This is a genomic window from Pseudoalteromonas atlantica, assembly GCF_043641955.1.
GTDB classification, from domain to species: domain Bacteria; phylum Pseudomonadota; class Gammaproteobacteria; order Enterobacterales; family Alteromonadaceae; genus Pseudoalteromonas; species Pseudoalteromonas atlantica_A.
In genome coordinates this window covers 120,168-142,865 of record NZ_JBHZRV010000006.1, presented here as the reverse complement: position 1 = coordinate 142,865, position 22,698 = coordinate 120,168, and the positions used below count along the sequence as shown (strand labels likewise).

Below are 22,698 nucleotides of genomic sequence, written 5' to 3'. Positions count from 1 at the left end.
ATGCACACATTCTTATTATTTAGTAGAGTAAGCTGTAAGTATGTATCTAATCATATCTTTGTCTTATTCGCCATATTATGAGGTAAGACAAATATGTCGAATATTACAAAACTGTAAGGATTTTGTTATTTTATGGGTGAAAATAAACAACGATTAGTTGTATTGGGCGCAGGTTGGTTAGGCCAAGCTTTATGCTTCGATAGGCTTGAGCATAATTGGTTAGTGCAAGGAACGCATAGAAGTACTGACCACGATCATGATTTTTTACGTCAGTTGGAATTTAAAGACAATCATCTTCATCATCAACTCGATTTAGAAGGTGCGTGGTGGGTCTGTGCCATTCCCCCACGTAGTCGAAAAAAAGACAGTGACTACCAAGCAACATTAACGCAGTGCTTAGCGCTTGCAAAAAACATGAATATGCGAGGATTTGTCTTGTGTTCATCCACTGGTATTTATAATCAAGAAGCGCAAATATACGATGAGAATAGTGTTATTACTTGCTCAAGTGAGCGCCAGCAAAGGCTATTCGATGCTGAGCAAAGTGTGCTAAATGCAGGCGGCAAAGTTTTACGTTTAGCTGGTCTAGTTGGGCCAAACCGTGATCCTGGGCAGTTTGTAGCAGGTAAGGAGCTGAATAGTTCTAGTCAGCAAGTGGTAAACATGGTGCACCAGCAGGATGTGATTAACGCTATTGTTACAGTGTGTGAGCATTGGCAGGCGGCAGGCCCAATTTATAATGTGGTTAATCCATTGCATCCAAGCAAAGCTGATTACTACAAACAAAAATGCACGCAAAATGGGACACAACCTCCTACGTTTTCAAGTCATGAAAAAGCCGAGCGAATTATTGATGGCTCGGCTATAGAGTCACTTGGGTTCACTTATCAATATGATATTTAAACCCTGTGGTGATTACTTAAAATGAGGTCAGTACATTTTTAGGCAATAAGCTACACAGTTCACCTTGCGCTAGCAAAGTGTTTGCCGCTTCGATATCTGGACCAAAGTAACGGTCCTTATCGTAGTAACTCACTTTTTCGCGTAAGGTTGCTTTTGCCTGCTCAACTTTAGCAGATGCTTTAAGTGGCGCTCTAAAATCCAAGCCTTGTGCAGAAGCCAGCCATTCAACAGCGAGTACGCCTTGTGTATTATCTGCCATTTCACCCAACCTGCGAGCAGCAAACGTGGCCATTGATACATGGTCTTCTTGGTTTGCAGAAGTCGGTAAGCTGTCTACAGATGCAGGGTGCGCAAGTGATTTGTTTTCTGACGCTAATGCAGCTGCCGTAACTTGGGCAATCATAAAGCCTGAGTTAACTCCGCCATTTTCAACTAAAAACGGGGGCAGTTTCGACAGGTTTGAATCGATCAATAAGGCAATACGTCGTTCAGCGAGTGCGCCAATTTCGGCGATTGCTAGGGCTAAGTTATCTGCTGCCATTGCAACAGGCTCTGCATGGAAGTTACCACCAGAAATAATATCGCCTACATCAGCAAATACGAGCGGGTTATCCGTCACACCATTTGATTCACACAACAATACTTCAGCTGCTTGGCGAATTTGTGTCAAACAAGCACCTAAAACTTGAGGTTGGCAGCGTAAGCAGTACGGGTCTTGCACTTTTTCACAATCAACGTGCGATTCACTAATTTCAGAATGTTCGTCCAACATGTTACGGAAAATAGCGGCAGAATCAATTTGCCCACGTTGACCACGGACTTCATGAATACGCGCATCAAAAGGAGAGCGACTACCCATAGCAGCTTCAATACTCATTGAGCCAATGGCGCAACTTTGTGCATACAGATTTTCAGTACGGAATAAACCTTGTAAAGCAAAAGCGGTAGATGCTTGTGTGCCGTTTAATAATGCTAGGCCTTCTTTTGCTGCTAGAGTGAGTGGCGCTAACCCTGCAATTTCAAGTCCTTCTCTGGCTTTTATAAGCTTACCTTGGTGGCGCATTTCGCCTTCACCTAATAAAGGTAGGCACATATGCGATAGTGGTGCTAAATCACCCGATGCGCCCACAGAACCTTTTTTTGGCACGCAAGGGTAGACTTCTGCAGCAAGTAATTGCATAAAAAACTCAATCACTTTTAAACGAATACCTGAAAAGCCACGTGATAACGAGTTGATTTTTAACACCATCATTAAACGCACAGTGCTGTCATCCATATACTCACCAATACCAGCGGCATGAGAAAGTACAATTGAGCGCTGTAATAGTTCAAGCTCATGTTCAGCTATTTTGGTGTTGGCTAATAAGCCAAACCCGGTATTAATACCGTATACAGTACGGTTTTCATCAATGACATCTTGTACAGTTTGCGCGCTTGCAGCAATTTTTATCTCGCTGTCTGCGGCCAATGTTAGTGTAACTGGTGATTGGTTTATTTTACGTAATGTCGCTAAATCAAGCTGGCCGGGTGTAAGAGTGTATTCAAACATGATTAATCCTTATTTAGCATTGGTAGGTCTAGGCCTTGTTCATTGGCACAGTTAATCGCGATATCGTAACCTGCATCTGCATGACGCATTACACCGGTTGCAGGATCGTTCCATAAAACACGGCCTACACGTGCGGCGGCTTCGTCTGTGCCGTCTGCAACAATAACAACCCCTGAGTGTTGGCTAAAGCCCATGCCCACGCCACCACCGTGATGCAGAGATACCCAAGTTGCACCGCCAGCAGTGTTCAGAAGTGCGTTTAGTAATGGCCAATCAGATACAGCATCAGAACCATCTTTCATCGCTTCAGTTTCGCGGTTAGGGCTGGCAACTGAACCTGAATCTAAATGATCACGACCAATAACCACAGGCGCTTTAAGTTCACCATTTTTCACCATTTCATTAAATGCAAGCGCTAAGCGAGCACGGTCTTTTAAACCAACCCAGCAAATTCGTGCTGGTAAACCTTGGAATTGAATACGCTCACGAGCCATATCAAGCCAGTTATGTAAGTGTTTATCATCAGGGATAAGCTCTTTAACTTTAGCATCTGTTTTATATATGTCTTCTGGATCACCAGAAAGAGCAACCCAACGGAACGGGCCAATACCTTCACAGAATAGTGGACGAATATAAGCAGGTACAAAGCCAGGGAAGTCAAAGGCATTTTCTACACCTTCTTCTAATGCCATTTGGCGAATGTTATTACCATAGTCGGTGGTAGCAGCGCCGGCTTTTTGCAATGCCAACATCGCTTTAACTTGCACAGCCATCGACTGTTTTGCAGCTTTTACAACAGCTTGAGGGTCTTGTTCACGCATTTTTGCAGCGTGTTTCATGCTCCAATCTTGTGGTAAATAACCATTAAGAGGATCGTGAGCTGACGTTTGATCTGTAACGACATCCGGCGTGATATTGCGTTTAACAAGCTCACTAAATACATCTGCGGCATTACCAAGTAAACCCACAGATAAGGCTTCGCCTTTTGCACATGCTTCATTAATCAGGGTTAATGCATGATCTAGGTCAGTGGCTTTAACATCAACATAGCGAGTGTTAATTCTAAAATCGATGCGGCTTTCATCACATTCAACCACTAGCGCACTAAAGCCCGCCATAGTTGCAGCAAGGGGTTGAGCGCCGCCCATTCCACCTAAACCACCAGTTAATACCCATTTGCCTTTTGCTTCACCGTTAAAGTGTTGTTTAGCCATCGCGACAAATGTCTCATACGTACCTTGAACTATGCCCTGCGAACCGATGTAAATCCAAGAGCCCGCTGTCATTTGTCCGTACATCATTAGGCCAAGTTTATCGAGCTCATTAAAGTGATCCCAATTTGCCCAATGAGGTACCAAGTTAGAGTTGGCAATTAATACACGAGGTGCGTTGCTGTGGGTTTTGAATACGCCAACAGGTTTACCTGATTGCACTAACAGGGTTTCGTCATCTTCAAGTCGGTCTAATGTTTCGATGATTTTGTCAAAGCATGGCCAATCGCGCGCAGCACGGCCAATACCACCATATACAACAAGTGCATGAGGATGTTCAGCAACCTCAGGATCGAGGTTGTTCATTAGCATACGTTTAGCGGCTTCAGTGAGCCAGCTTTTAGCACTGATTTTATCACCATGCGGGGCGCGGATGATACGCGATTCGTCAAGTCTATTATTCATAATATGCTCCTGTTGTATATACAAGCTGTTTGATTTCAAAAAATACGCAGTTAAGCGCATTTCATTGATATTTAAATTATTTTTTAAATGTTAAGTGCCCACCAAGGCGATATTTACTGCCCGGAGATACGAGTCGAGCAAAGCTAACTATGCCGTGCGATGACCAAGTACGGCGTATAACCTGTAAGCAAGGCTCTTCATGATATAAATTTAACCATTGGCACATTTCACTTGTAGGCATGATGGCCTCAACGGTATGACGTGCCTCAGTCAGTGGTGCAACACTTGATAGATACTCGTGTGGCGTCAAGTGAGTAAAATCTTGCTGTAAGTAGCTGCTTGCCAGTGAAGGGTTTACAAAACGCTCTTCAACTTGTAACGGCTGATCATTTTCGTTGTGCACTAATACACTGCGATAAACAACACTGTCGGCTTCAACACCTAGTGCAATTGCAATAGGGGCTAGCGCGCTGATAGATTCAAGTACCAACACGGTACAGCTATAATTACCATTACGTGCTTTGACTTCGTCAGCAATGTTTTTTATTTCTAATAATGACGATTGCGACTTAAAGCTTGCAACAAAAGTTCCAAGCCCTTGGCTTCGGGTGAGAATACCTGCCTCAGTCAATTCACTTAAAGCACGTCGTGCAGTCATTCTGCTAACACTGAACTGATCTGCTAACTCATTTTCAGACGGAACGCGTTGGTTTTCAAGCCATGCGCCAGAGCGAATATTATCAACAATGAATTGCTTTATTTGTGCGAATTTGGGCATCGTCATTAGTTTTAAATACACTACTTGTGAATTACTTATTAACTATAAGATGACACAATTACCTTGTATATACAAGATGGCTTGTTAAACTATAAAAAAACACTATTTAAGGGTGCTCATATGAATTCAATTGCTGATACGTCATCACATGAATGGGATTTATTAATCACAGACGCCAATGTTGCTACGATGGATAGCAACATTGATGATACTTATGGTGCAATTGAAAACGCCGCCTTAGCAATTAAAGATGGCCATATAGCATGGCTTGGAAAGCAAAGTGATTTACCCGCGTTTGATGCTTTGGCAACACCGACCATATCGGCCAAAGGCCAATGGCTTACGCCAGGGTTAATTGATTGCCATACACACTTGGTGTTTGCAGGCTCGCGAGCAGAAGAGTTTGAGCAGCGATTGCAAGGTGTGAGCTACGAGCAAATCGCAGCCCAAGGTGGCGGAATTGCCAGTACCGTAAAAGCCACTCGTGAAGCTGATCACGAAGCCTTATTTGTACTGGCAAAAGACAGATTAAATGCACTTTACGCAGAGGGTGTAACAACCGTTGAAATTAAATCTGGTTACGGACTAGACTGCGAGAACGAAATAAAAATCCTTGAAGTTGCTCGGTTACTGGGCGACAACCACCCCGTTGATATTAAAACAACGTTTCTGGGTGCACATGCATTACCGCTCGAATACAAAGGTAAAAGTGATGAATACATAGAGCTTGTTTGCAACGAGATGTTAGAGCAAGTTGTTGCCGCAAATTTAGCAGATGCCGTAGATGTATTTTGTGAAAATGTAGGTTTTAGCAATGAGCAGACTCGACGTGTATTTGAAGCTGCGAGCAAACACAACCTACCAGTTAAGTGCCATGCGGAACAACTATCAAACCAACAAGGTGCTGAGCTGGTAGCAGAGTTCAATGGTTTATCAGCTGACCATATCGAGTATTTAGACGAAGCAGGAGTAAAAGCGATGGCAGCCGCTGGGACTGTGGCTGTACTTCTACCTGGGGCGTTCTACTTTTTACGTGAAACAAAACAACCACCCATTGCTTTATTGCAACAGCATAATGTGCCGATTGCATTATCAACAGACTTTAACCCGGGAACATCGCCATTGTGTTCTTTGCAATTAATGATGAATATGGGGTGCACATTGTTTCGCCTAACACCGTCGCAAACCTTGGCGGGAGTCACTCGCAATGCAGCTACAGCACTGGGTTTAAAAGACCGTGGCATACTCAAAGTGGGCATGCGAGCCGACATTGCTCATTGGCAAATATCTCACCCTGCACAATTAAGTTATCAATTGGGCGTAAATAAACTGTTAAATCTGTGGATATTAGGTAGACTTAATTAGACCTATTACATGTTGTATTTACTTAATGTCCTTACTCGCACTATTAACAAATACTGGATTTGAATCGGTAGCAGGGAGTGCTTTATTTACAAATACACAAGTCCCCGTTTTTTTAAGCGGGGCTATTCTTATGTCCATGGTGTGTGCTTTATGCGTTGTTAAACAAGCCACACTTCGACTAAGTTATATTATTAACGCTTTTATTGCTCTAGCACTATTAAGCTCTCATCTCCCCTACATTGAATTACTCTTAGCGTTAGCGACCGTTACCCACGTATGGCTCGTATCAAAGCAAAATAACTGGACTATGCTCAGTATTAGCTTTGCAGCAACCCTTTGTTTTTTAATCTTGTACGCTGCCAATGGGTTAGTTGCCTTACCAATACACTGGCTGGTTGTGGCCACATTAATCCTTGCCAGCTCAGGGTATTTTATTGATGAAGAGCTTTTAGATGATACTCAGCCAAATGTCGCAGTAAAAGAACAGGCTTTAACGTTATCACCCTTAGCTAGCTTCCCTAACCGTGCGCAATTGCAAGCCCACTTTTATCACTGGCGAGAAGAGGCGCCTCATATGGGAGCGCTTGTTATTATTCGATTAGAGGGATTCGCAGAAGTTAACCAGCATATAGGGCGGGATTTTGGAGATTTACTACTTGCGCAATCGGCAAATCGAATCAAAGAGCTTTTAATGCTCGACGAAGTTGTCAGCCTAGGTAATTCTGAAAAGCTAGCACACCTAGGCGGATTAAACTTTGCATTTATTTGCAGTTTAGATAGCCAAAATCACCTGCATGAGCAATTAATCGACCGAATACTCGGCGCAACACTCAAGCCTTTTAATGTCGCCAATTGTACGATTGAAGTTAAGGCGCGTGCCAGCTATGTAAAGTGTGACGCAGATGAGGTCAGTTTTGATAGTTTAATATCGCATGCTTTTTTAGCACTTGATAGCCAACCAAATAAGCAAATAGTTGCGTATCAACAACACATGATGGTTGAACGGTTAGAGCAACAAGCACGGCTTAAAGAACTGGCTAGTATTGATTTTTCGAGTGAGTTAGAGCTTTATTTTCAACCTATTATACGTAGTGCAGATGAGAATATTGAATTTTTAGAATTACTACTACGTTGGCAGCACCCCAAACAAGGCATTTTATCCGCTAATCGGTTTATTGATGATATTCGCATTGCGGGATTAGCTTATCCGTTAGCTGAATTTGTTATTGAAAGGGCGGCTGAGCTAATAATGGCTCTGCGCATGGAAGGAATAAAAATGCCATTGAGCATTAATGTATTTGGCTCTGAAATGCTTAACGAAGAGTTTATTTCATTTATTGATCAGGTCTTTACTGAACATAAACTATTACCTGGAGACTTAATTATAGAATGCCCGCTGGAGGTGTTTTTAAACTTAGATGCACAAGGTAAGGCAATGGTTGCACGGTTAAGTAGTCAAGGTGTAAAGATGTGCGTAGATGGCCTCGGCGATAGTCCTGTATGGTTGGCTAAACTTCCAAATTTGGCGGTGGAATATGTAAAAGTAGCGCCTTCATTAACGGCAGATTTTAGTCAGCAAGGCCACATAAGAAGCTTAGTAAGCGGTATGGTTGAAATGCATAATCAACAAAATAGTAAAGTTATCTGCGAGGGAGTTGAAACACAAGAGCAATTAAACTTTGCCAATAGCCTTAATGTATTTGCAGCTCAAGGCTATTATTTCAGCCACCCGTTAAGCAGTGTAGGTATGATAACGTGGTTGAAACAATGGCAAATAGAGCATTCATAAGAAGTGCTCAAGCAAAAGAGATTAACTCTCTTTTGCTTGTAAGTAGGCGTTAACCAGCGCAGTTATGATTTGACCGGCGTCATTTAAACCTGCTTTTAAACCGCTAGGGTGCTGGTTTGGTGCTGCTTCGCATAAGTGTAAGTAACAGCTATTAGCTTTACTTGCCCCTAAATGTACAAAATGCTCAGCATCGCTCACGCTAAAACCGCAGTTGGTATATGCACTAACAGGCATAAGTGAAATACTGTCCAAATCCACTTCAATGCCAAGTGAGTGATCGCAAAGCGTATCCAGTGCCTGTTGGCAGGCTTCAGTTAGCGACTTTTCACGCCTGACTTGAAGAGCTTGATAGCTGTCATAACCAAATTGAGCCTCAGCTAAAGCATCAATAATTGCTTGGTTGTTTTTTAGTTCGTGTAAACCGATAACATGGTAATTATTGAGATGTTGCTCGTTATAAGCATAGCGAAAGCCGTTGCCTGAGTGGCGTCCTTCGCAGTCACGAAAGTCAGCATGAGGGTCAAAGTTAATTGCGTTTATAGGTTTATTTTTATGCTTACTTAAAGCACGAATAATACCTAAACAGTTGTTATGACCGCCACCAACTATAATAGGCTCAAGGCCTGCATTAAATATTAAGCTTAAAACGTGCTCTACACGATTGTCTATTTGTTCGCAGTAATCGCGTAGTTGACCTAGTTGCTCAGGTACTTTGTTATCTAAATGCGCAGCAGCTTTGCAAAGGTCATCAACCGCTACCTCGCCAAGTAATAAGACTTTTTCGTTGGCTAAAAATTGGTTATCAGGCTGGTTTAAAAAACGCTTGATAAAAGCATGCCAGCCATCAGTTGCTCCCCCATTACCTAAGTTTGCACGCGGGCCTATATCTTCGCAAATACCCACAAGTACATACTTAATACCAAACTGAGCGGCATCTTGCAGTGCTTGTAAAGGGTTAACTTGGGTGTCTAAAAGAGCAATAGATTGCCATGCTTTTTTTTCATTTAAGCGACTGCTACACCAAGGCTTAACAGTCGCTTCATCGTAGATATGTAAATAGTCAGTCATTTATTATTCTACGACTTCCAGCTCAAGCTCTTCTGCAGATAATACAATACCAGTGCTATCGGCGTAGAGAAAATCGTCATCAAAAAATGAAACGCCAGCAAAATTAACACCAATGCCGTCTTCTCCAGCTCCTTGGCTATCAGCTGCAACGGGAATTGACGCAATGGCTTGAATGCCTAAATCAATTTCTTCAAGTTCGTCAACATGGCGAACTGCGCCATATACAACAATACCTTGCCAGTTGTTCTGAGCAGCTAGCTCCGCTAATTCAATATCAATTAGTGCGCGGCGTGTAGAGCCACCGCCATCAATAAGTAAAACGGAATCATCACCGTCTTCGCTCAGGATTTCCCTGATCAATTCATTATTTTCAAAACATTTAACCGTTTTGATTCGGCCGCAAAAGCTGTGACGTCCACCAAAATTGATAAACATAGGTTCGAGCACATCAACCACATCGGCGAAGTGGTCACATAAATCAGAGGTGCTGTAATCCATTTTTCTATCCTTCTAAAAGATATAAGAGCGAGCTCTCAGTATACCTCTCTTAAATGCAATAACAACGACTTAATGGCAGTTAATTGGCCTATTTTTAAGCAGCAATTGTGCTAAATCAGTAAAAGCAATATTAGTGTCTTAAAAGCGTCACCCAATTGTTATTTAGAGCGCCTATGCTAAAAATATTGTATAAAAAAGGGTCACACCATGAGTCAGCACAACATATTTAAAAAAATGGCACAGCTGGATGAACACTTATTTCTAAAACTATTTAATGGTAACTCACCAACATGGCTTAAAAACTCAGCCTTGGGGTTATCAAAAAGTGGCGATGGAGGCTTATATGTGGTTTTGGCTTTGGCATGTGGCTGGTTTGGACAGGCACAACAGCTACAAATGTTGTCGATTACTTTGCTGGTGGGCTTTGTGATTGAAAGACCTATTTACTTTGTAGCAAAAAAAAGTTTTGCACGTATTCGACCTTGCGATTGTTTAGTCAAAGGCGCTTATATTATCCCAAGTGATAAATTTAGTTTGCCATCTGGGCATAGCGCAGGTGCATTTTTAGTTGCCATTATACTTACCCATTATTTTCCTAATTTTGTTGGTTTATGGTTCGCTTGGGCAAGCGGTGTTGCTGCTTCTCGTGTTGTTCTAGGTGTCCACTTTCCTGCTGATGTCGTGCTTGGCGCCTTAATGGGAGCAAGCTGTGGTTTAACGGCTATTTTGTTGGTGGGTTACCTATGAGAATACTGTACGGCATTCAAGGGACTGGTAATGGGCACATCACCCGCGCGCGTGTAATGGCAAAAGCATTTAGTGAAATGGGAGTTGACGTTGATTATGTTTTTTCAGGTCGCGCAGAACAAAACTATTTTGATATGGAAGAGTTTTCAGATTATCGGCGCTTTCATGGTTTATCTTTTTCGACACAAAATGGCAAAATTAATAGCTATGAGACAGTAAAAAATGCCAAGTTATGCAAGCTGGTGCATGACATAAAACAGCTTGATGTATCTGGTTATGATTTTGTTTTTAATGACTTCGAACCTGTTTCAGCTTGGGCAGCAAAGCGCCAAGGTGTTCCTGTTATTGGCATGAGCCACCAAGCTGCTTTTTTATCACCTAAGGTACCAATGACAGGCAATGCTTTATTGCATCGTTCTTTAATTCGTTATTATGCACCTGCAAATATACATTTAGGCGTCCATTGGCAGCCATTTGCAGATAATATTATTCCTCCTTTTATCGCGAGTCATTGGCATGATAATCCAGTGAGTATAGATAACAAGGTGTTGGTTTATTTACCCTTTGAAGAGCTCGCAAGCGTTATAGACTACTTAAAAGATTTTCCAGATAAAGAATTTTATTGTTACCACCCCGACGCAGAAAATAGTTCCCAAGGGCACATACATTTGCGTAAGCCATCACGCAGTGGCTTTTTAAATGACTTGGCTAACACCAGTGGTGTAATTGCAAACGCTGGGTTTGAGCTCTCAAGTGAAGCGCTTAAATTGGGTAAAAAATTATTACTAAAACCGTTAGCAGGCCAATTTGAACAAGATGCCAATGCACATACATTATTAACAATGAATGCTGCACATGTTATGCGTTACTTAAACCCTTGCGCGCTAGATGAGTGGATTGTGAGCAAAGCGCATAAACAGATTAATTTCCCTAGTGATCCTGAGCCATTAGTTAATTGGTTGGTAGATAAGCAATGGGGAAATACAGAAAAACTGCATCAAAGCTTATGGAAATCAGTGTGCTAAATTGTAATCGAGGACATTTTTTTGTAGTGAATAGTGATAAATTCGTGGGATAATCTACACTATAGGTTAAACACTTTACTAGAAAATCTAGTGATCCTAACTAAAAGGCTGCAGTAGATGACAATTCTCCAAAACTTGACGATAAAGCGTCGGCTACAAATTAATGCGCTCGTTGTTGGTTTAGCAATGATAGTTATGTTATTTATCATCATTTATGAAGCAAAGGTCATGCTGAAATTAAATGAAACTATTCAGTATGCGGAGGAGCTAGATATTCATGAATTATCAATGCGTAAATACGAAAAAGATTTCTTATTTTATAAAGATGAATCTAAATTAGCGTTGTTTGATAAAGAGTTTCAGCAACTTCAATATAAATTAGATAAATTAAAAGTATTATCAAACGAGTTGGGGATAGCAACTGCAGATGTAAATCAATTTGGTGTACTTGCTCAAAAATATTATGATGATTTTTATATAGTTGTTGAATTTCAAAGAGCAATTGGTTTACACCCAAAAGATGCGCTATATGGTGAACTAAGAAGTGCAGTGCACCAAATAGAAACCTTACTCAATGAGCAAAATAACTATCAATTACTTACCTTGATGTTACAGCTTCGCCGTGCTGAAAAAGACTTTATGTTACGTTTAGATATGAAGTATTTATCGCGCTTTGAAGGGATAGCGAATGACCTTGAGCAACAAATTAAAGGCTCAAGTATTAATAGTAATACCCGCAATGAATTAGTGTCGTTGTTGAGTAGTTATAAAAGTAAATTCACAGCACTGGTGAATGCACAAAAGTCACTCGGTCTAGATCTTGATTCAGGCGCGCTCGGTAAAATGCGAGTAAGTGTAAAGAAAAGCGACGAAGTTGTATCTAGAATAACCAGTGCAACAAAGCAACAGGTTACTGATACCGCCGATAGAGTGCAAATGCTGGCAATTGCTATTTTTGGTATTGCAGGGCTAATTGTTATGTTATTGGTGTACTTTACTAGCCGTTCAATTATCCAGCCTATTGAGCGTGTATATCACACAATAAATGATATTAGGCGTAACAACGACCTTAGCTTATTTATTGAAGAAACAGGTAAAGATGAAATAACCACCATGACGGTTGACTTCAATAGCTTAATTGGTGATTTTAAAAAGCTAATATATGAAGTAAATACAGCTTTAACCACACTTAATATAGCTACAGGCAATTTATCGGAAACAACCGCGGCGACCAGCTCAGGTATGCAAGAGCAATTGCATGAAGCCGATATGGTAGCAACGGCTGCTACAGAGATGCAGGCAACGATTCAAGATATTTCACACAATACTGAAGCCGCAGCTAAAAAAGCTGAATCAACCAATTTGAATGCGCAGAAAGGCCGCTCAGAGGTTGAATCAACAGTAAATCATATTAACCAGTTATCAAACTCGTTAGGTGACGCGTCTTCGGTAGTATCTCAGCTAGAAAAAGATGGTGAAACCATTGGGTCGGTTCTTGATGTAATTCGTGGTATTGCAGAGCAAACAAATCTACTTGCACTTAACGCGGCAATAGAAGCAGCACGTGCTGGTGAACAAGGTCGAGGCTTTGCGGTAGTTGCAGATGAAGTACGCTCACTTGCCCAACGTACACAAGAGTCGACTAAAGAAATTGAAAGTATTATTTCAACGCTACAAGGTCGTACGCAAGAAGTGGTAAGCATAATGCAACGATGCCGTACTCAAGGCGGAGAGAGCGCTGAACAAGCCACCAGAGCGGGTGAATTGCTTGGCTCAATTACCGAAGATGTACAAACCATCATGGAGATGAGTACCCATATTGCAGCCGCAATTGATGAGCAAAGCCAAGTGGCATCAGAGGTCAATAAAAACGTAGTACGTATTCGTGATATTGCTGAGGATGCGTCAACCCATGCCACCACAAATGCACAAACCAGCGAAGAAGTATCAGAGCAAGCTAGGGTACTCCATCAAGCAATAGATAAGTTTAAGGTTTGATATTAGGAGCTAGGCTCTAGGAGCTAGTTGAGCTTTAAGCGCTAAGCCATAAGTTTTAAGTAACCTGAGTTGCTTTGAGCTTATGGCTTTTTTGTTCGGGTAATTAAATAGCGCAGCGCCTCTTAATCTTTTTATAAACAATTCAGTTAAAGATCTTTTTCACAAAGAGAATGGAATGAAGAAGTAAATGAGGGAAGGACAACAGATTCATTGAGCTGAATCTATTAGCCACAAAGCCTAATTATTCATCCTGTAGGTCGTCATTTATGGCGAGAATCAATTAACTATTGGAATTGACGCGCTAAAGCACGATCTACGCCAATCTCAGACTTTAGTTACCTAGCCTCTAAACTTCGGTTTTTTCCTCTAAAGCGCAGCGCCTCTTAACCTCTTTGTGAATAATTCTGTTAAAGATCTTTTGCAAAAAGAGAATGGAATGAAGAAGTAAATGAGGGAAGAACAACAGATTCATTGAGCTGAATCCATTAGCAACAAAGCCTAATTATTCATCCTGTAGGTCGTCATTTATGGCGAGAATCAATTAACTATTGGAATTGACGCGCTAAAGCACGATCTACGCCAATCTCAGACTTTAGTTACCTAGCCTCTCAACTTCGGTTTCTCCTCTAAAGCGCAGTGCCTCTTAACCTCTTTGTTAATAATTCAGTTAAAGATCTTTTGTACAAAGAGCAGAGAATGAGAAGTAAATGAGGGGGAAATCAGCGCTTAGTATGAGCATGCTTAAATAGTCGATAAACTAACACGAATATGACTAAGCGATTGAATCAAAATAGCAACTCCGCTATGGTGGTTAATATATCAATAAAAATAAATTAAAAACGAGTTATTTTACAGGCTCGTTATATTTTCTTTAAGGTTTGAGCATGGATGTTGCTTTTATTGTAATAATATTTTTTGTTTTTCTAATCGTTACGTATTTAATATTTAGGAAAGTAGTTTTAACTAGTCAAACCTCATTCATCAGAAATTATGAGTTCCCTAAAGCAATTACAATTAAAATAAGTGAAGTTTATCCTCACTTAAGCAGCTCTGAATTACAGCAGGTTATGCGAGGATTAAAGGACTATTTTTATCTAATCCATATATCCAATAAAGAGTCCGTGGCTATGCCTTCTCAGGTTGTTGATGTGGCTTGGCATGAGTTTATTCTGTTTACTCGAGAGTATGCTCGTTTTTGTTCAAAAGCGTTTGGGCGTTTTATTCACCACACCCCTGCCGAAGCTATGAAATCACAAGTAGAAGCTCAAATAGGAACTAAAAGAGCTTGGGAGTTATCTTGTAGCCGAGAACAAATTAATTGCTTTAATCCAAAAAGATTACCTTTGATTTTTGCATTAGATTCGAGGCTAAAAATAAAAAATGGCTTCAATTATGAGTTAAACTGTATGTTGTCTATTTCAGAGTCAACAGATAAAACTAATCTGAATTATTGCGCAGCTCATATAAGCATTTCTGCTGATTATGCACCTACACTTGACGGTAAACCTACAGGTGGTGGCCGAGGCTGTAGTGGTGATGGCAATTACATTGGTTGTAGTGGCGGAAGTGGCTGTAGCGGTGGTGGAGACTGAAAATAAACACACATGAGCCTTAACTCTGACAATAGGAACTAGTATTCTTTTTGACCGTTTTTTTACAGTGACGGTCAATTCTAAATCAATAAACAAATTCGTTTACTTCGCCTGTCGATACGGCTGTAAGTAGCTTACGGTGAACAGGCTATTTAGGGTCAATAAAACCTAGCTACCTAGCGCCTTCTCATTAGATTTCACTGCACTCAACCACAACCACATAATCAACTTTAACGCCGAGCAACTTACAGCTTACAGCTTAAAGCTCGCAGCTAAAATCAAGGCACAAACTTTATCGGTACGCTGTCTTTACTGGCTTGATGCTCTGCGACGCGTTGCTGATATGTTTGCCATAACTCATCATGCTTAGCTTGAAGGTGCGAGAAGTAGCTCCAGCTGAATAAGCCGCTGTTGTGGTTGTCGTCGAAGATGAGCCTAATTGCATAGTGACCAACAGGTTCTATTTTGCTGATGCCAACCTGTGATTTTCCCAAAACGAGCTTCATTTGCTCATTGCCATGGCCTTGCACTTCTGCTGAGGGGGAGTGAACACGTAAAAACTCACTGCTGAAAGTGCATGTTGAGTCGTCATCAAAATAGACGTCGAGGGTTTTGCTAACGCTGTGGTAATGAACTTTTATAACTTGTTTCATAGCTAAACTCATAGGGCAATAAAAAGGCCTCCAATTGGAGGCCTTAAGTATACATTAAACTGCTGTTAAAGAATAAAGCGGCTTAAGTCTTCATCTTCAACTAGTGCACCTAAATGTTTTTCAACATAAGCGGCGTCAATCACTAGGTTTGAACCTGCCTGCTCTGATGCATCAAACGAAATCTCTTCCATTAGCTTTTCCATCACAGTATGTAAGCGACGAGCACCGATATTTTCAGTCTTTTCGTTTACCTGCCAAGCGGCTTTTGCAATACGCTCAATAGCATCATCAGCAAACTCTATATTCACTTTCTCAGTTTTAAGAAGTTCGCGTTGCTGCTCTGTAAGTGACGCATGTGGTTCAGTAAGAATACGCTTAAAGTCATCCGCTGTGAGTGCTTCTAATTCAACGCGAATAGGTAAGCGACCTTGCAGCTCTGGGATCATGTCTGATGGTTTTGACATTTGGAATGCACCAGAGGCTATAAAGAGCATATGGTCGGTTTTAACCATGCCGTGTTTAGTGTTTACTGTTGAACCTTCAATAAGCGGCAGTAAGTCGCGTTGTACGCCTTCACGGCTTACGTCTGGGCCTGATGACTCACCACGCTTACAGATTTTGTCTATCTCATCGATAAATACAATACCGTTTTGCTCAACCGCAAAGATAGCTTGCTCTTTAAGCTCTTCAGGATTTACTAATTTAGCCGCTTCTTCTTCGGCTAATAGTTTAAACGCTTCTTTAATTTTTAGCTTACGCTTCGCTTTTTTATCAGATGACATGTTTTGGAACATGCTCTGCAGCTGGTTGGTCATTTCTTCCATGCCTGGTGGCGACATGATCTCAACATTAGGTTGTGCTTGAGCAACATCAATATCAATTTCTTTGTCGTCTAGCTGACCTTCGCGAAGCTTTTTACGAAATGTTTGGCGAGTTGACGAGTTTTCATCACGCTGGCTTTCGCCATAAGAGTCTTTTGCTGGTGGCAATAGTGCATCTAAAATGCGTTCTTCTGCTGCTTCTTCAGCGCGGTGCTTAAACTTTTTAGTTTGCTGTTCGCGCGTCATTTTAATCGACACATCGACTAAATCACGAATGATGGTTTCAACTTCTTTACCAACATAACCCACTTCGGTGAACTTAGTAGCTTCAACTTTAATAAACGGTGCATTAGCAAGTTTTGCTAAGCGACGTGCAATTTCAGTTTTACCGACACCAGTAGGGCCAATCATTAAGATATTTTTAGGGGTCACTTCAGCACGTAAGTCGTCGTTTAATTGCATACGGCGCCAGCGATTACGAAGCGCAATAGAGACGGCTTTTTTTGCTTTAGCTTGGCCAATGATATGTTGGTCAAGTTCATGAACGATTTCTCTTGGAGTCATAGCAGACATAGCGGTTCCTATTACAATTCTTCGATGGTTTGGAAGTTATTTGTGAATACGCAAATATCACCTGCTATAGTGAGGCTTTTTTCTACGATGTCACGGGCACTTAGGTCGGTGTTTTCAAGTAACGCAGTTGCGGCTGATTGCGCAAAGTTACCACCGCTACCTATAGCGATTAGGTCATTTTCAGGTTGTACGACATCGCCGTTACCTGTAATGATTAAAGAGGCTGTTTCATCAGCAACTGCGAGCAAGGCTTCAAGTTTACGAAGGGCACGGTCACTGCGCCAATCTTTGGCCATTTCAACGGCTGCCTTGGTGAGGTTGCCTTGGTGCATTTCAAGTTTGCTTTCAAAACGTTCGAATAGGGTAAAGGCATCAGCAGTACCGCCGGCAAAACCAGCGATTACTTTGCCATTATAAAGGCGTCGAACTTTGCGGGCATTGCCCTTCATTACGGTGTTACCAAGTGAAACTTGGCCATCGCCACCAATGACGACTTTATCGTCGCGACGTACACTTACAATAGTGGTCATGTTATTCCTCATCATCGAGCCGCAGGGGCGACTCGTAAAAAACGATTGATGAGGAGTTAATATGGGTTAATGGATTAAAATCAAGTCCAAAGCCAAATTCCACAACCCATTATTTTGCTGCGCTTGAGTTTGTTTTTGTCGCTTTCAGCTAAACGCTTTGTTTTATAAGGACCTAAGCGCACTTTATACCAAATGCCATTGGTACCTGTGGTTTCGCGGATCTCGGCAATTAGGCCCGCAAACGCAATTTTTGCTTTGAGAGTTTCGGCTTGAGCATGGGTTCTAAATGATCCGCACTGCATAACATAAGGGCCCTTTTGTTCAAGCTCTTTAACTTCAACTTGTACTTCATGCTCTTTTATTTCTTTGATAAATTCAGGTGGCCGCGGTTTTGCAGGTTCAACCTTTTCAATCTTTTTAGTTGGGTTTGCTTGTTGCTCAACCAGTTTAGGGTCGGCATTGGTTTTGACATACCAAAGACCAAAACAAAATCCGCCCACTAACACCAGAGTCACAAGGACTAATAAAATAGGAAAAGGCTTTTTCGGTGGTGGTTGTTTTTTACTGTTGCGGTTCCCCGGCTTTTTATTAATAAAATCGTGTTGTGCCATGTGTGTTTAAAGCTCTAACCTTAAATCATATCGATTGGGTCGACATCTAAACTCCAGCGCACTTTCTGTGCTAATTTACTGGTGCTTAGATAATCTATCATTTGCGCGAGATATTGATGTAATTGCTGACGATCAAGCGCTTGAATATGTAATTGAAAACGGTATTTTCCTGCTATCTTTTCAAGTGGCGCAGGAATTGGACCCAGCAATTGTATACCACTTACACCTTGCACTGGAACTAAATCAGTTAAAAAATCCACTACCTGTTTTACGTTATGGCCTTGGGCCCGCACAATCGCCATATTAGTGATTGGGGGCAGCTCAGCATCTTCACGCTCTTGTAAAGCAAAGCGGGCAAAGTCTTGATAACCGTTGTTGACTAGGTCTTGTAATAGTGGGTGTTCAGGAAAGTGCGTTTGTAATAACACGTGGCCGGGCTCTCCGCTTCGCCCTGCGCGTCCTGCAACTTGTGTAACCAATTGAGCCAAATGTTCAGTAGCACGAAAATCACAAGAGTATAAGCCACTATCTACGTCTAATATCAGCACTAGGCTGACATCAGGAAAATGGTGGCCTTTAGCGAGCATTTGCGTACCCACTAAAATTCGTGCGCCGCCTTGGTTTATATCATCCAAGGCTTTTTCTAAGCTGCCTTTACGGCGAGTTGAATCGCGGTCAATACGGCTAATGGGGATATCGGCAAATTCACCTGTTAAAAACTCTTCTATTTGTTCGGTGCCTTTACCATTTGGAAATATTTGTGTGCTGCCACAGTCAGGGCATTGATGTGGCACACGTTCTTGTTCACCACAGTGATGACAGATCATTTGCCCAATGGCTTTATGAAATGTTGCGCTGGTACTGCAACGCGAGCATTCACTTAGCCAGCCACATTCATGGCAAATTAGCGTAGGTGAAAAGCCACGGCGATTTAAAAACACCATTACTTGCTTGCCGCGGTTTAAATGCTGGCGCATGGTAGCAAGGCTTGCATGGGCAATGCCTGCTTGATCCGGCTGGCCTTTCATATCCAACAGCTGAAACTTGTTATCTGTACTGGTTTGCGCGCGCTGAGTTAGGCTCAATAGTTGATATTTACCATTGATTGCTTTGTGTAGAGTTTCTAAAGCGGGCGTTGCTGAGCCTAATACTAACGGGATTTTATGTTGAAAAGCACGATACGCTGCTAGGTCTCTGGCATGGTAACGCAGGGTATCTTGCTGTTTGAATGAGCTATCATGTTCTTCATCAACAATGATCATACCGAGCTTTAAAAAAGGCAAAAATATACTTGAGCGAGTACCTATCACAATAGCGCAACCAGCTTTTTCGCAAAAGCGCCACGTTTGTAAGCGTTCGTTATCCGTTAGGGCTGAATGCCAAAGCATGATTGGAGTATCAACAAAGCGGCGGCGAAAGCGGTTAACGGTTTGTGGTGTTAAGCCAATCTCAGGTACCAGTACCAGTGCTTGCTCGCCCCGTTTTAATACTTCTTCTAGGCATTGTAAGTAAACTTCGGTTTTGCCACTGCCGGTTACGCCTTCAAGTAAAAAGCTATTAAAACCTGTGCTTTGGTTTATTGACGTACAGGCAACGGCTTGCTCTTTGTTTAGTACGGGTTTAATACCGATTTTTGGTGCTTGTTGCTGCCATTGGTTATCATGCTCGATTGTTTGACTGATCAGTTCTTTATTTATCAGGCTATCAATGGTCTTTTTATTAAACCCCAGTGCTTTTAATTCAGTGAGTGAGGACTTACCTGACTCGGCTAATTGCTTTAATAGTCCTAGTTGGCTTTTGGCTTTTAAAGACGGGAGCTTGGCGCCTTTTTCAGTTAAGGCGACCATGTTAATACTGCTCTTATCAGGGCATTCACCTTGGCGTAATGCGCTAGGTAACGCTATATGTATTGTTTCGCCTAATGGGTAACAATAATAACGAGCAGTAAAGCGCAATAAATCAAGGTGCTGAGCAGATAAAATAGGCTCGTCATCAATCACCTCTATGAGGGCTTTAATTTTATCGGCAGGGACGTCTGTATTGTTTTTAAGTGCTAGTACCACAGCGACTTTCTTTTGATTACCAAATGGCACAATAACCCGCGAACCGACTTTCGGCATGATTGATAAACCATTAAGCTGTTCCGGTAGGCTGTAATCAAAAGTACGCTGTAGCGGGACTTTTATAGCAACTTCAACAAAACTCATAGCAACTCAACAATAACCAACAAGACAGCTAATGTACTAAAGTTACGATAAAAAACCTATCAGCAAATAAGCCGATTAAAGCTTTTGCTCATTTTATTAGCAAAAAACGCATTTAAAGCTTGTAGCGGGCGGGGTTGTTGCTTAGAATACGCGTCCAATTATTTTGATTTAAACGACGTATGGTGCCAGACTTCGGGTTTGGAGAGCGATGCGGCCTTAACTAGAGGTTTCTATGAAAGAAGGTATTCACCCTAAGTACGAAGTAATTTCAGCAACGTGTTCATGCGGAAATAAATTCGAAACAAGTTCTACTTTGTGTAAAGACATCCACTTAGACGTATGTTCTGCGTGTCACCCGTTTTACACTGGTAAGCAAAAGATTCTAGACACAGGTGGCCGTGTTGATCGCTTTAACAAGCGTTTCGGTTCACTTAGCAGCAAGTAATTTCTGCTTTTGTGTCGAGAAAAGCACCTTAGGGTGCTTTTTTTGTGCCTGTAATAAAGGAACACTGCTTTCGGTAGCCTTTATTTAGAACCACAGCTTAAATTCAGCAAATACTTCATTCTGTACGGCTTTGTTGCCACCTTCAACTGCACTTCGTATTTATTTTAGTTCTTTCAGTATTTCTAGTTTTTATAATGAATATAGTTTTCGACCAACAGACAAACTGTTTTTTATTCACTATATTGATTAAATAATACAACGTTTAATAACATCTTTTGTAACTAAAAGAAGCTAAATTATGGTTATTTGTTGTTATCGTCGGGAAATGTTCGTAATAAGCACCTTATTACAACCTAGTTGATGGATATTGGATATTTATTCAATTTAAGCTGGGTTTTTTGATGCTTTACTGATGTTTTAAAGATGGGTTTTTAGAATTATTTGCTAAAAATGCTGACAAAACGCATAAAATTAACTGATATAGCATATAACAGGATAGACCTGATATTGCTTGAATTTAATTATAATATCGGTATTGTTCTCAATTAAAGATATAGAACTGCTCTCTCACACTTAATTTAACTTACTTGCAGGATAAAATCGCGTTATGTCAGACTTTCGTGAACAAGCACTACATTACCATGCCCACCCCGTTCCAGGAAAAATCAGCATTGAACTTACTAAGCCGGCTGAAACCGCTAAAGATCTCGCCTTAGCATACAGCCCTGGTGTTGCTGAACCTGTTCGTGAAATTGCAGCAGATCCCGCTAATGCTTATAAGTATACAGGCAAAGGCAACATGGTTGCTGTTATCACAAACGGCACAGCCATTTTAGGACTTGGCAATTTAGGCCCTCTGGCTTCAAAACCGGTTATGGAAGGAAAAGCGTTGTTATTTAAACGCTTTGCTGGCTTGGATTCAATTGATATTGAAGTAAAGCATCGCACGACTGAAGATTTTATTAATACCGTGGCTAATATTGCTGATACGTTTGGTGGCATCAATCTTGAAGATATTAAAGCACCTGAGTGTTTTGAGATTGAAAAAGCACTGATTGAGCGCTGTAGCATCCCTGTATTTCATGACGACCAGCACGGTACTGCGATTGTAACGGCCGCAGGTATGATCAATGCTTTAGAAGTTCAAGGAAAAAACATTGAAGATGCGATCATTGTTTGTTTAGGTGCAGGCGCGGCTGCCGTTGCATGCATGGAACTGCTAATTAAATGTGGCGCACTGCGTGAGCACATTTATATGCTTGACCGTAAAGGCGTAATTCACACGCGTCGTGACGATTTAAACGAATACAAACAATTGTTCGCGAACAACACTGATAAGCGTACTTTACAAGACGTGATTGCTGATGCTGATGTGTTTGTAGGTGTGTCAGGGCCAAACCTATTAGCGCCTGAAGACTTAAAGCTAATGGCTGATAAGCCAGTTATTTTTGCTTGCTCTAATCCAGATCCTGAAATTAATCCGGCACTAGCTCACGGTGCTCGTAGCGATCTTATTATGGCGACAGGTCGTTCTGATTACCCGAACCAAGTTAATAATGTTTTATGTTTCCCATTTATTTTCCGCGGTGCGCTTGATGTTCGTGCAAGCCAAATCAATGATGAAATGAAAATTGCAGCGGTAGATGCTATTCGCAGTATTGCAAAAGAGCCTGTTCCTGCTGAAGTACTAACTGCTGCAGGTGTTGATAAATTAGAATTTGGCCCTGAGTATATTATTCCAAAACCAATGGATCCGCGTTTATTACCGCGTATTGCTAAAGCAGTAGCGCAAGCGGCGATTGATTCAGGTGTTGCGCAAATCGATATGCCTGAAAACTATATGGCTTAGGTTTAAACGATCTGACAATAA

Annotated in this window: 19 protein-coding genes; 9 read left to right on the top strand and 10 right to left on the bottom strand. The window is 41.4% G+C overall.

The annotated features are described in order from the left end of the window. Nucleotides 1-132 precede the first annotated feature (132 nt). Nucleotides 133-903, top strand: coding sequence for a Rossmann-fold NAD(P)-binding domain-containing protein (locus tag ACHUE3_RS13275; protein ID WP_394192876.1), 771 nt, complete (start codon nucleotides 133-135; stop codon nucleotides 901-903). A gap of 16 nt (nucleotides 904-919) precedes the next feature. Here the strand turns inward: ACHUE3_RS13275 and hutH are convergent, their stop codons facing one another. The 3 genes from hutH to hutC form a co-directional block, all read right to left on the bottom strand. Beyond that, on the bottom strand, nucleotides 920-2,452 hold the full coding sequence (gene hutH / locus ACHUE3_RS13270) for a histidine ammonia-lyase (RefSeq protein ID WP_394192875.1): 1,533 nt from the start codon (nucleotides 2,450-2,452) through the stop codon (nucleotides 920-922). 2 nt (nucleotides 2,453-2,454) lie between these two features. Continuing rightward, on the bottom strand, nucleotides 2,455-4,128 hold the full coding sequence (gene hutU, locus ACHUE3_RS13265; protein WP_394192874.1) for a urocanate hydratase: 1,674 nt from the start codon (nucleotides 4,126-4,128) through the stop codon (nucleotides 2,455-2,457). A gap of 76 nt (nucleotides 4,129-4,204) precedes the next feature. Continuing rightward, nucleotides 4,205-4,912: a histidine utilization repressor gene (gene hutC, locus ACHUE3_RS13260; RefSeq protein ID WP_394192873.1), complete on the bottom strand. Its 708-nt coding sequence runs from the start codon at nucleotides 4,910-4,912 to the stop codon at nucleotides 4,205-4,207. Between the two features lie 114 nt (nucleotides 4,913-5,026). Here hutC and hutI point away from each other — a divergent pair, with 114 nt between their 5' ends. Beyond that, on the top strand, nucleotides 5,027-6,271 hold the full coding sequence (gene hutI / locus ACHUE3_RS13255) for an imidazolonepropionase (RefSeq protein ID WP_394192872.1): 1,245 nt from the start codon (nucleotides 5,027-5,029) through the stop codon (nucleotides 6,269-6,271). A 130-nt stretch (nucleotides 6,272-6,401) separates the two neighbouring features. After that, on the top strand, nucleotides 6,402-8,060 hold the full coding sequence (locus ACHUE3_RS13250) for an EAL domain-containing protein (RefSeq protein WP_394192988.1): 1,659 nt from the start codon (nucleotides 6,402-6,404) through the stop codon (nucleotides 8,058-8,060). A 21-nt stretch (nucleotides 8,061-8,081) separates the two neighbouring features. On the opposite strand, the gene ACHUE3_RS13245 is transcribed toward ACHUE3_RS13250, so the two are convergent. Together ACHUE3_RS13245 and rraA are read right to left on the bottom strand one after the other, a co-directional pair. After that, complete coding sequence (locus ACHUE3_RS13245; protein WP_394192871.1) at nucleotides 8,082-9,128, bottom strand: formimidoylglutamase; 1,047 nt, start codon at nucleotides 9,126-9,128, stop codon at nucleotides 8,082-8,084. Between the two features lie 3 nt (nucleotides 9,129-9,131). Continuing rightward, the gene (rraA, locus tag ACHUE3_RS13240) at nucleotides 9,132-9,626 is read right to left on the bottom strand and encodes a ribonuclease E activity regulator RraA (RefSeq protein ID WP_394192870.1); all 495 of its coding nucleotides are present in this window, start codon (nucleotides 9,624-9,626) and stop codon (nucleotides 9,132-9,134) included. 207 nt (nucleotides 9,627-9,833) lie between these two features. Between rraA and ACHUE3_RS13235 the strand changes: the two genes are divergently transcribed. The 4 genes from ACHUE3_RS13235 (at nucleotide 9,834) to ACHUE3_RS13220 (ending at nucleotide 14,988) form a co-directional block, all read left to right on the top strand. After that, nucleotides 9,834-10,373: a phosphatase PAP2 family protein gene (locus tag ACHUE3_RS13235; RefSeq protein WP_394192869.1), complete on the top strand. Its 540-nt coding sequence runs from the start codon at nucleotides 9,834-9,836 to the stop codon at nucleotides 10,371-10,373. Further along, complete coding sequence (locus tag ACHUE3_RS13230; RefSeq protein ID WP_394192868.1) at nucleotides 10,370-11,398, top strand: MJ1255/VC2487 family glycosyltransferase; 1,029 nt, start codon at nucleotides 10,370-10,372, stop codon at nucleotides 11,396-11,398. The genes ACHUE3_RS13235 and ACHUE3_RS13230 overlap by 4 nt, the downstream gene beginning before the upstream one ends. A gap of 117 nt (nucleotides 11,399-11,515) precedes the next feature. Then, nucleotides 11,516-13,396, top strand: a complete 1,881-nt coding sequence (locus tag ACHUE3_RS13225; protein WP_394192867.1) for a methyl-accepting chemotaxis protein — start codon at nucleotides 11,516-11,518, stop codon at nucleotides 13,394-13,396. 884 nt (nucleotides 13,397-14,280) lie between these two features. Further along, nucleotides 14,281-14,988: a glycine-rich domain-containing protein gene (locus tag ACHUE3_RS13220; protein WP_394192866.1), complete on the top strand. Its 708-nt coding sequence runs from the start codon at nucleotides 14,281-14,283 to the stop codon at nucleotides 14,986-14,988. 278 nt (nucleotides 14,989-15,266) lie between these two features. Here ACHUE3_RS13220 and ACHUE3_RS13215 read toward each other — a convergent pair whose 3' ends face one another. The 5 genes from ACHUE3_RS13215 to priA all read right to left on the bottom strand — a co-directional run bounded on the left by ACHUE3_RS13215 (nucleotide 15,267) and on the right by priA (nucleotide 20,383). Beyond that, on the bottom strand, nucleotides 15,267-15,641 hold the full coding sequence (locus ACHUE3_RS13215; RefSeq protein WP_394192865.1) for a gamma-butyrobetaine hydroxylase family protein: 375 nt from the start codon (nucleotides 15,639-15,641) through the stop codon (nucleotides 15,267-15,269). Between the two features lie 65 nt (nucleotides 15,642-15,706). Beyond that, entirely contained in the window at nucleotides 15,707-17,035 is a 1,329-nt protein-coding gene (hslU, locus tag ACHUE3_RS13210; protein WP_394192864.1) for an HslU--HslV peptidase ATPase subunit, read from the bottom strand. 11 nt (nucleotides 17,036-17,046) lie between these two features. Continuing rightward, entirely contained in the window at nucleotides 17,047-17,565 is a 519-nt protein-coding gene (gene hslV, locus ACHUE3_RS13205; RefSeq protein WP_099295373.1) for an ATP-dependent protease subunit HslV, read from the bottom strand. 80 nt (nucleotides 17,566-17,645) lie between these two features. Beyond that, nucleotides 17,646-18,176: an SPOR domain-containing protein gene (locus tag ACHUE3_RS13200; RefSeq protein WP_058560889.1), complete on the bottom strand. Its 531-nt coding sequence runs from the start codon at nucleotides 18,174-18,176 to the stop codon at nucleotides 17,646-17,648. A 20-nt stretch (nucleotides 18,177-18,196) separates the two neighbouring features. Next, on the bottom strand, nucleotides 18,197-20,383 hold the full coding sequence (gene priA, locus ACHUE3_RS13195; RefSeq protein ID WP_394192863.1) for a primosomal protein N': 2,187 nt from the start codon (nucleotides 20,381-20,383) through the stop codon (nucleotides 18,197-18,199). Between the two features lie 232 nt (nucleotides 20,384-20,615). Between priA and rpmE the strand changes: the two genes are divergently transcribed. Both rpmE and ACHUE3_RS13185 read left to right on the top strand, forming a co-directional pair. Continuing rightward, nucleotides 20,616-20,828: a 50S ribosomal protein L31 gene (gene rpmE, locus ACHUE3_RS13190; RefSeq protein ID WP_087532649.1), complete on the top strand. Its 213-nt coding sequence runs from the start codon at nucleotides 20,616-20,618 to the stop codon at nucleotides 20,826-20,828. Nucleotides 20,829-21,435: 607 nt separating this feature from the next. Further along, complete coding sequence (locus tag ACHUE3_RS13185) at nucleotides 21,436-22,677, top strand: malic enzyme-like NAD(P)-binding protein (RefSeq protein ID WP_099295370.1); 1,242 nt, start codon at nucleotides 21,436-21,438, stop codon at nucleotides 22,675-22,677. Nucleotides 22,678-22,698: the final 21 nt, after the last annotated feature.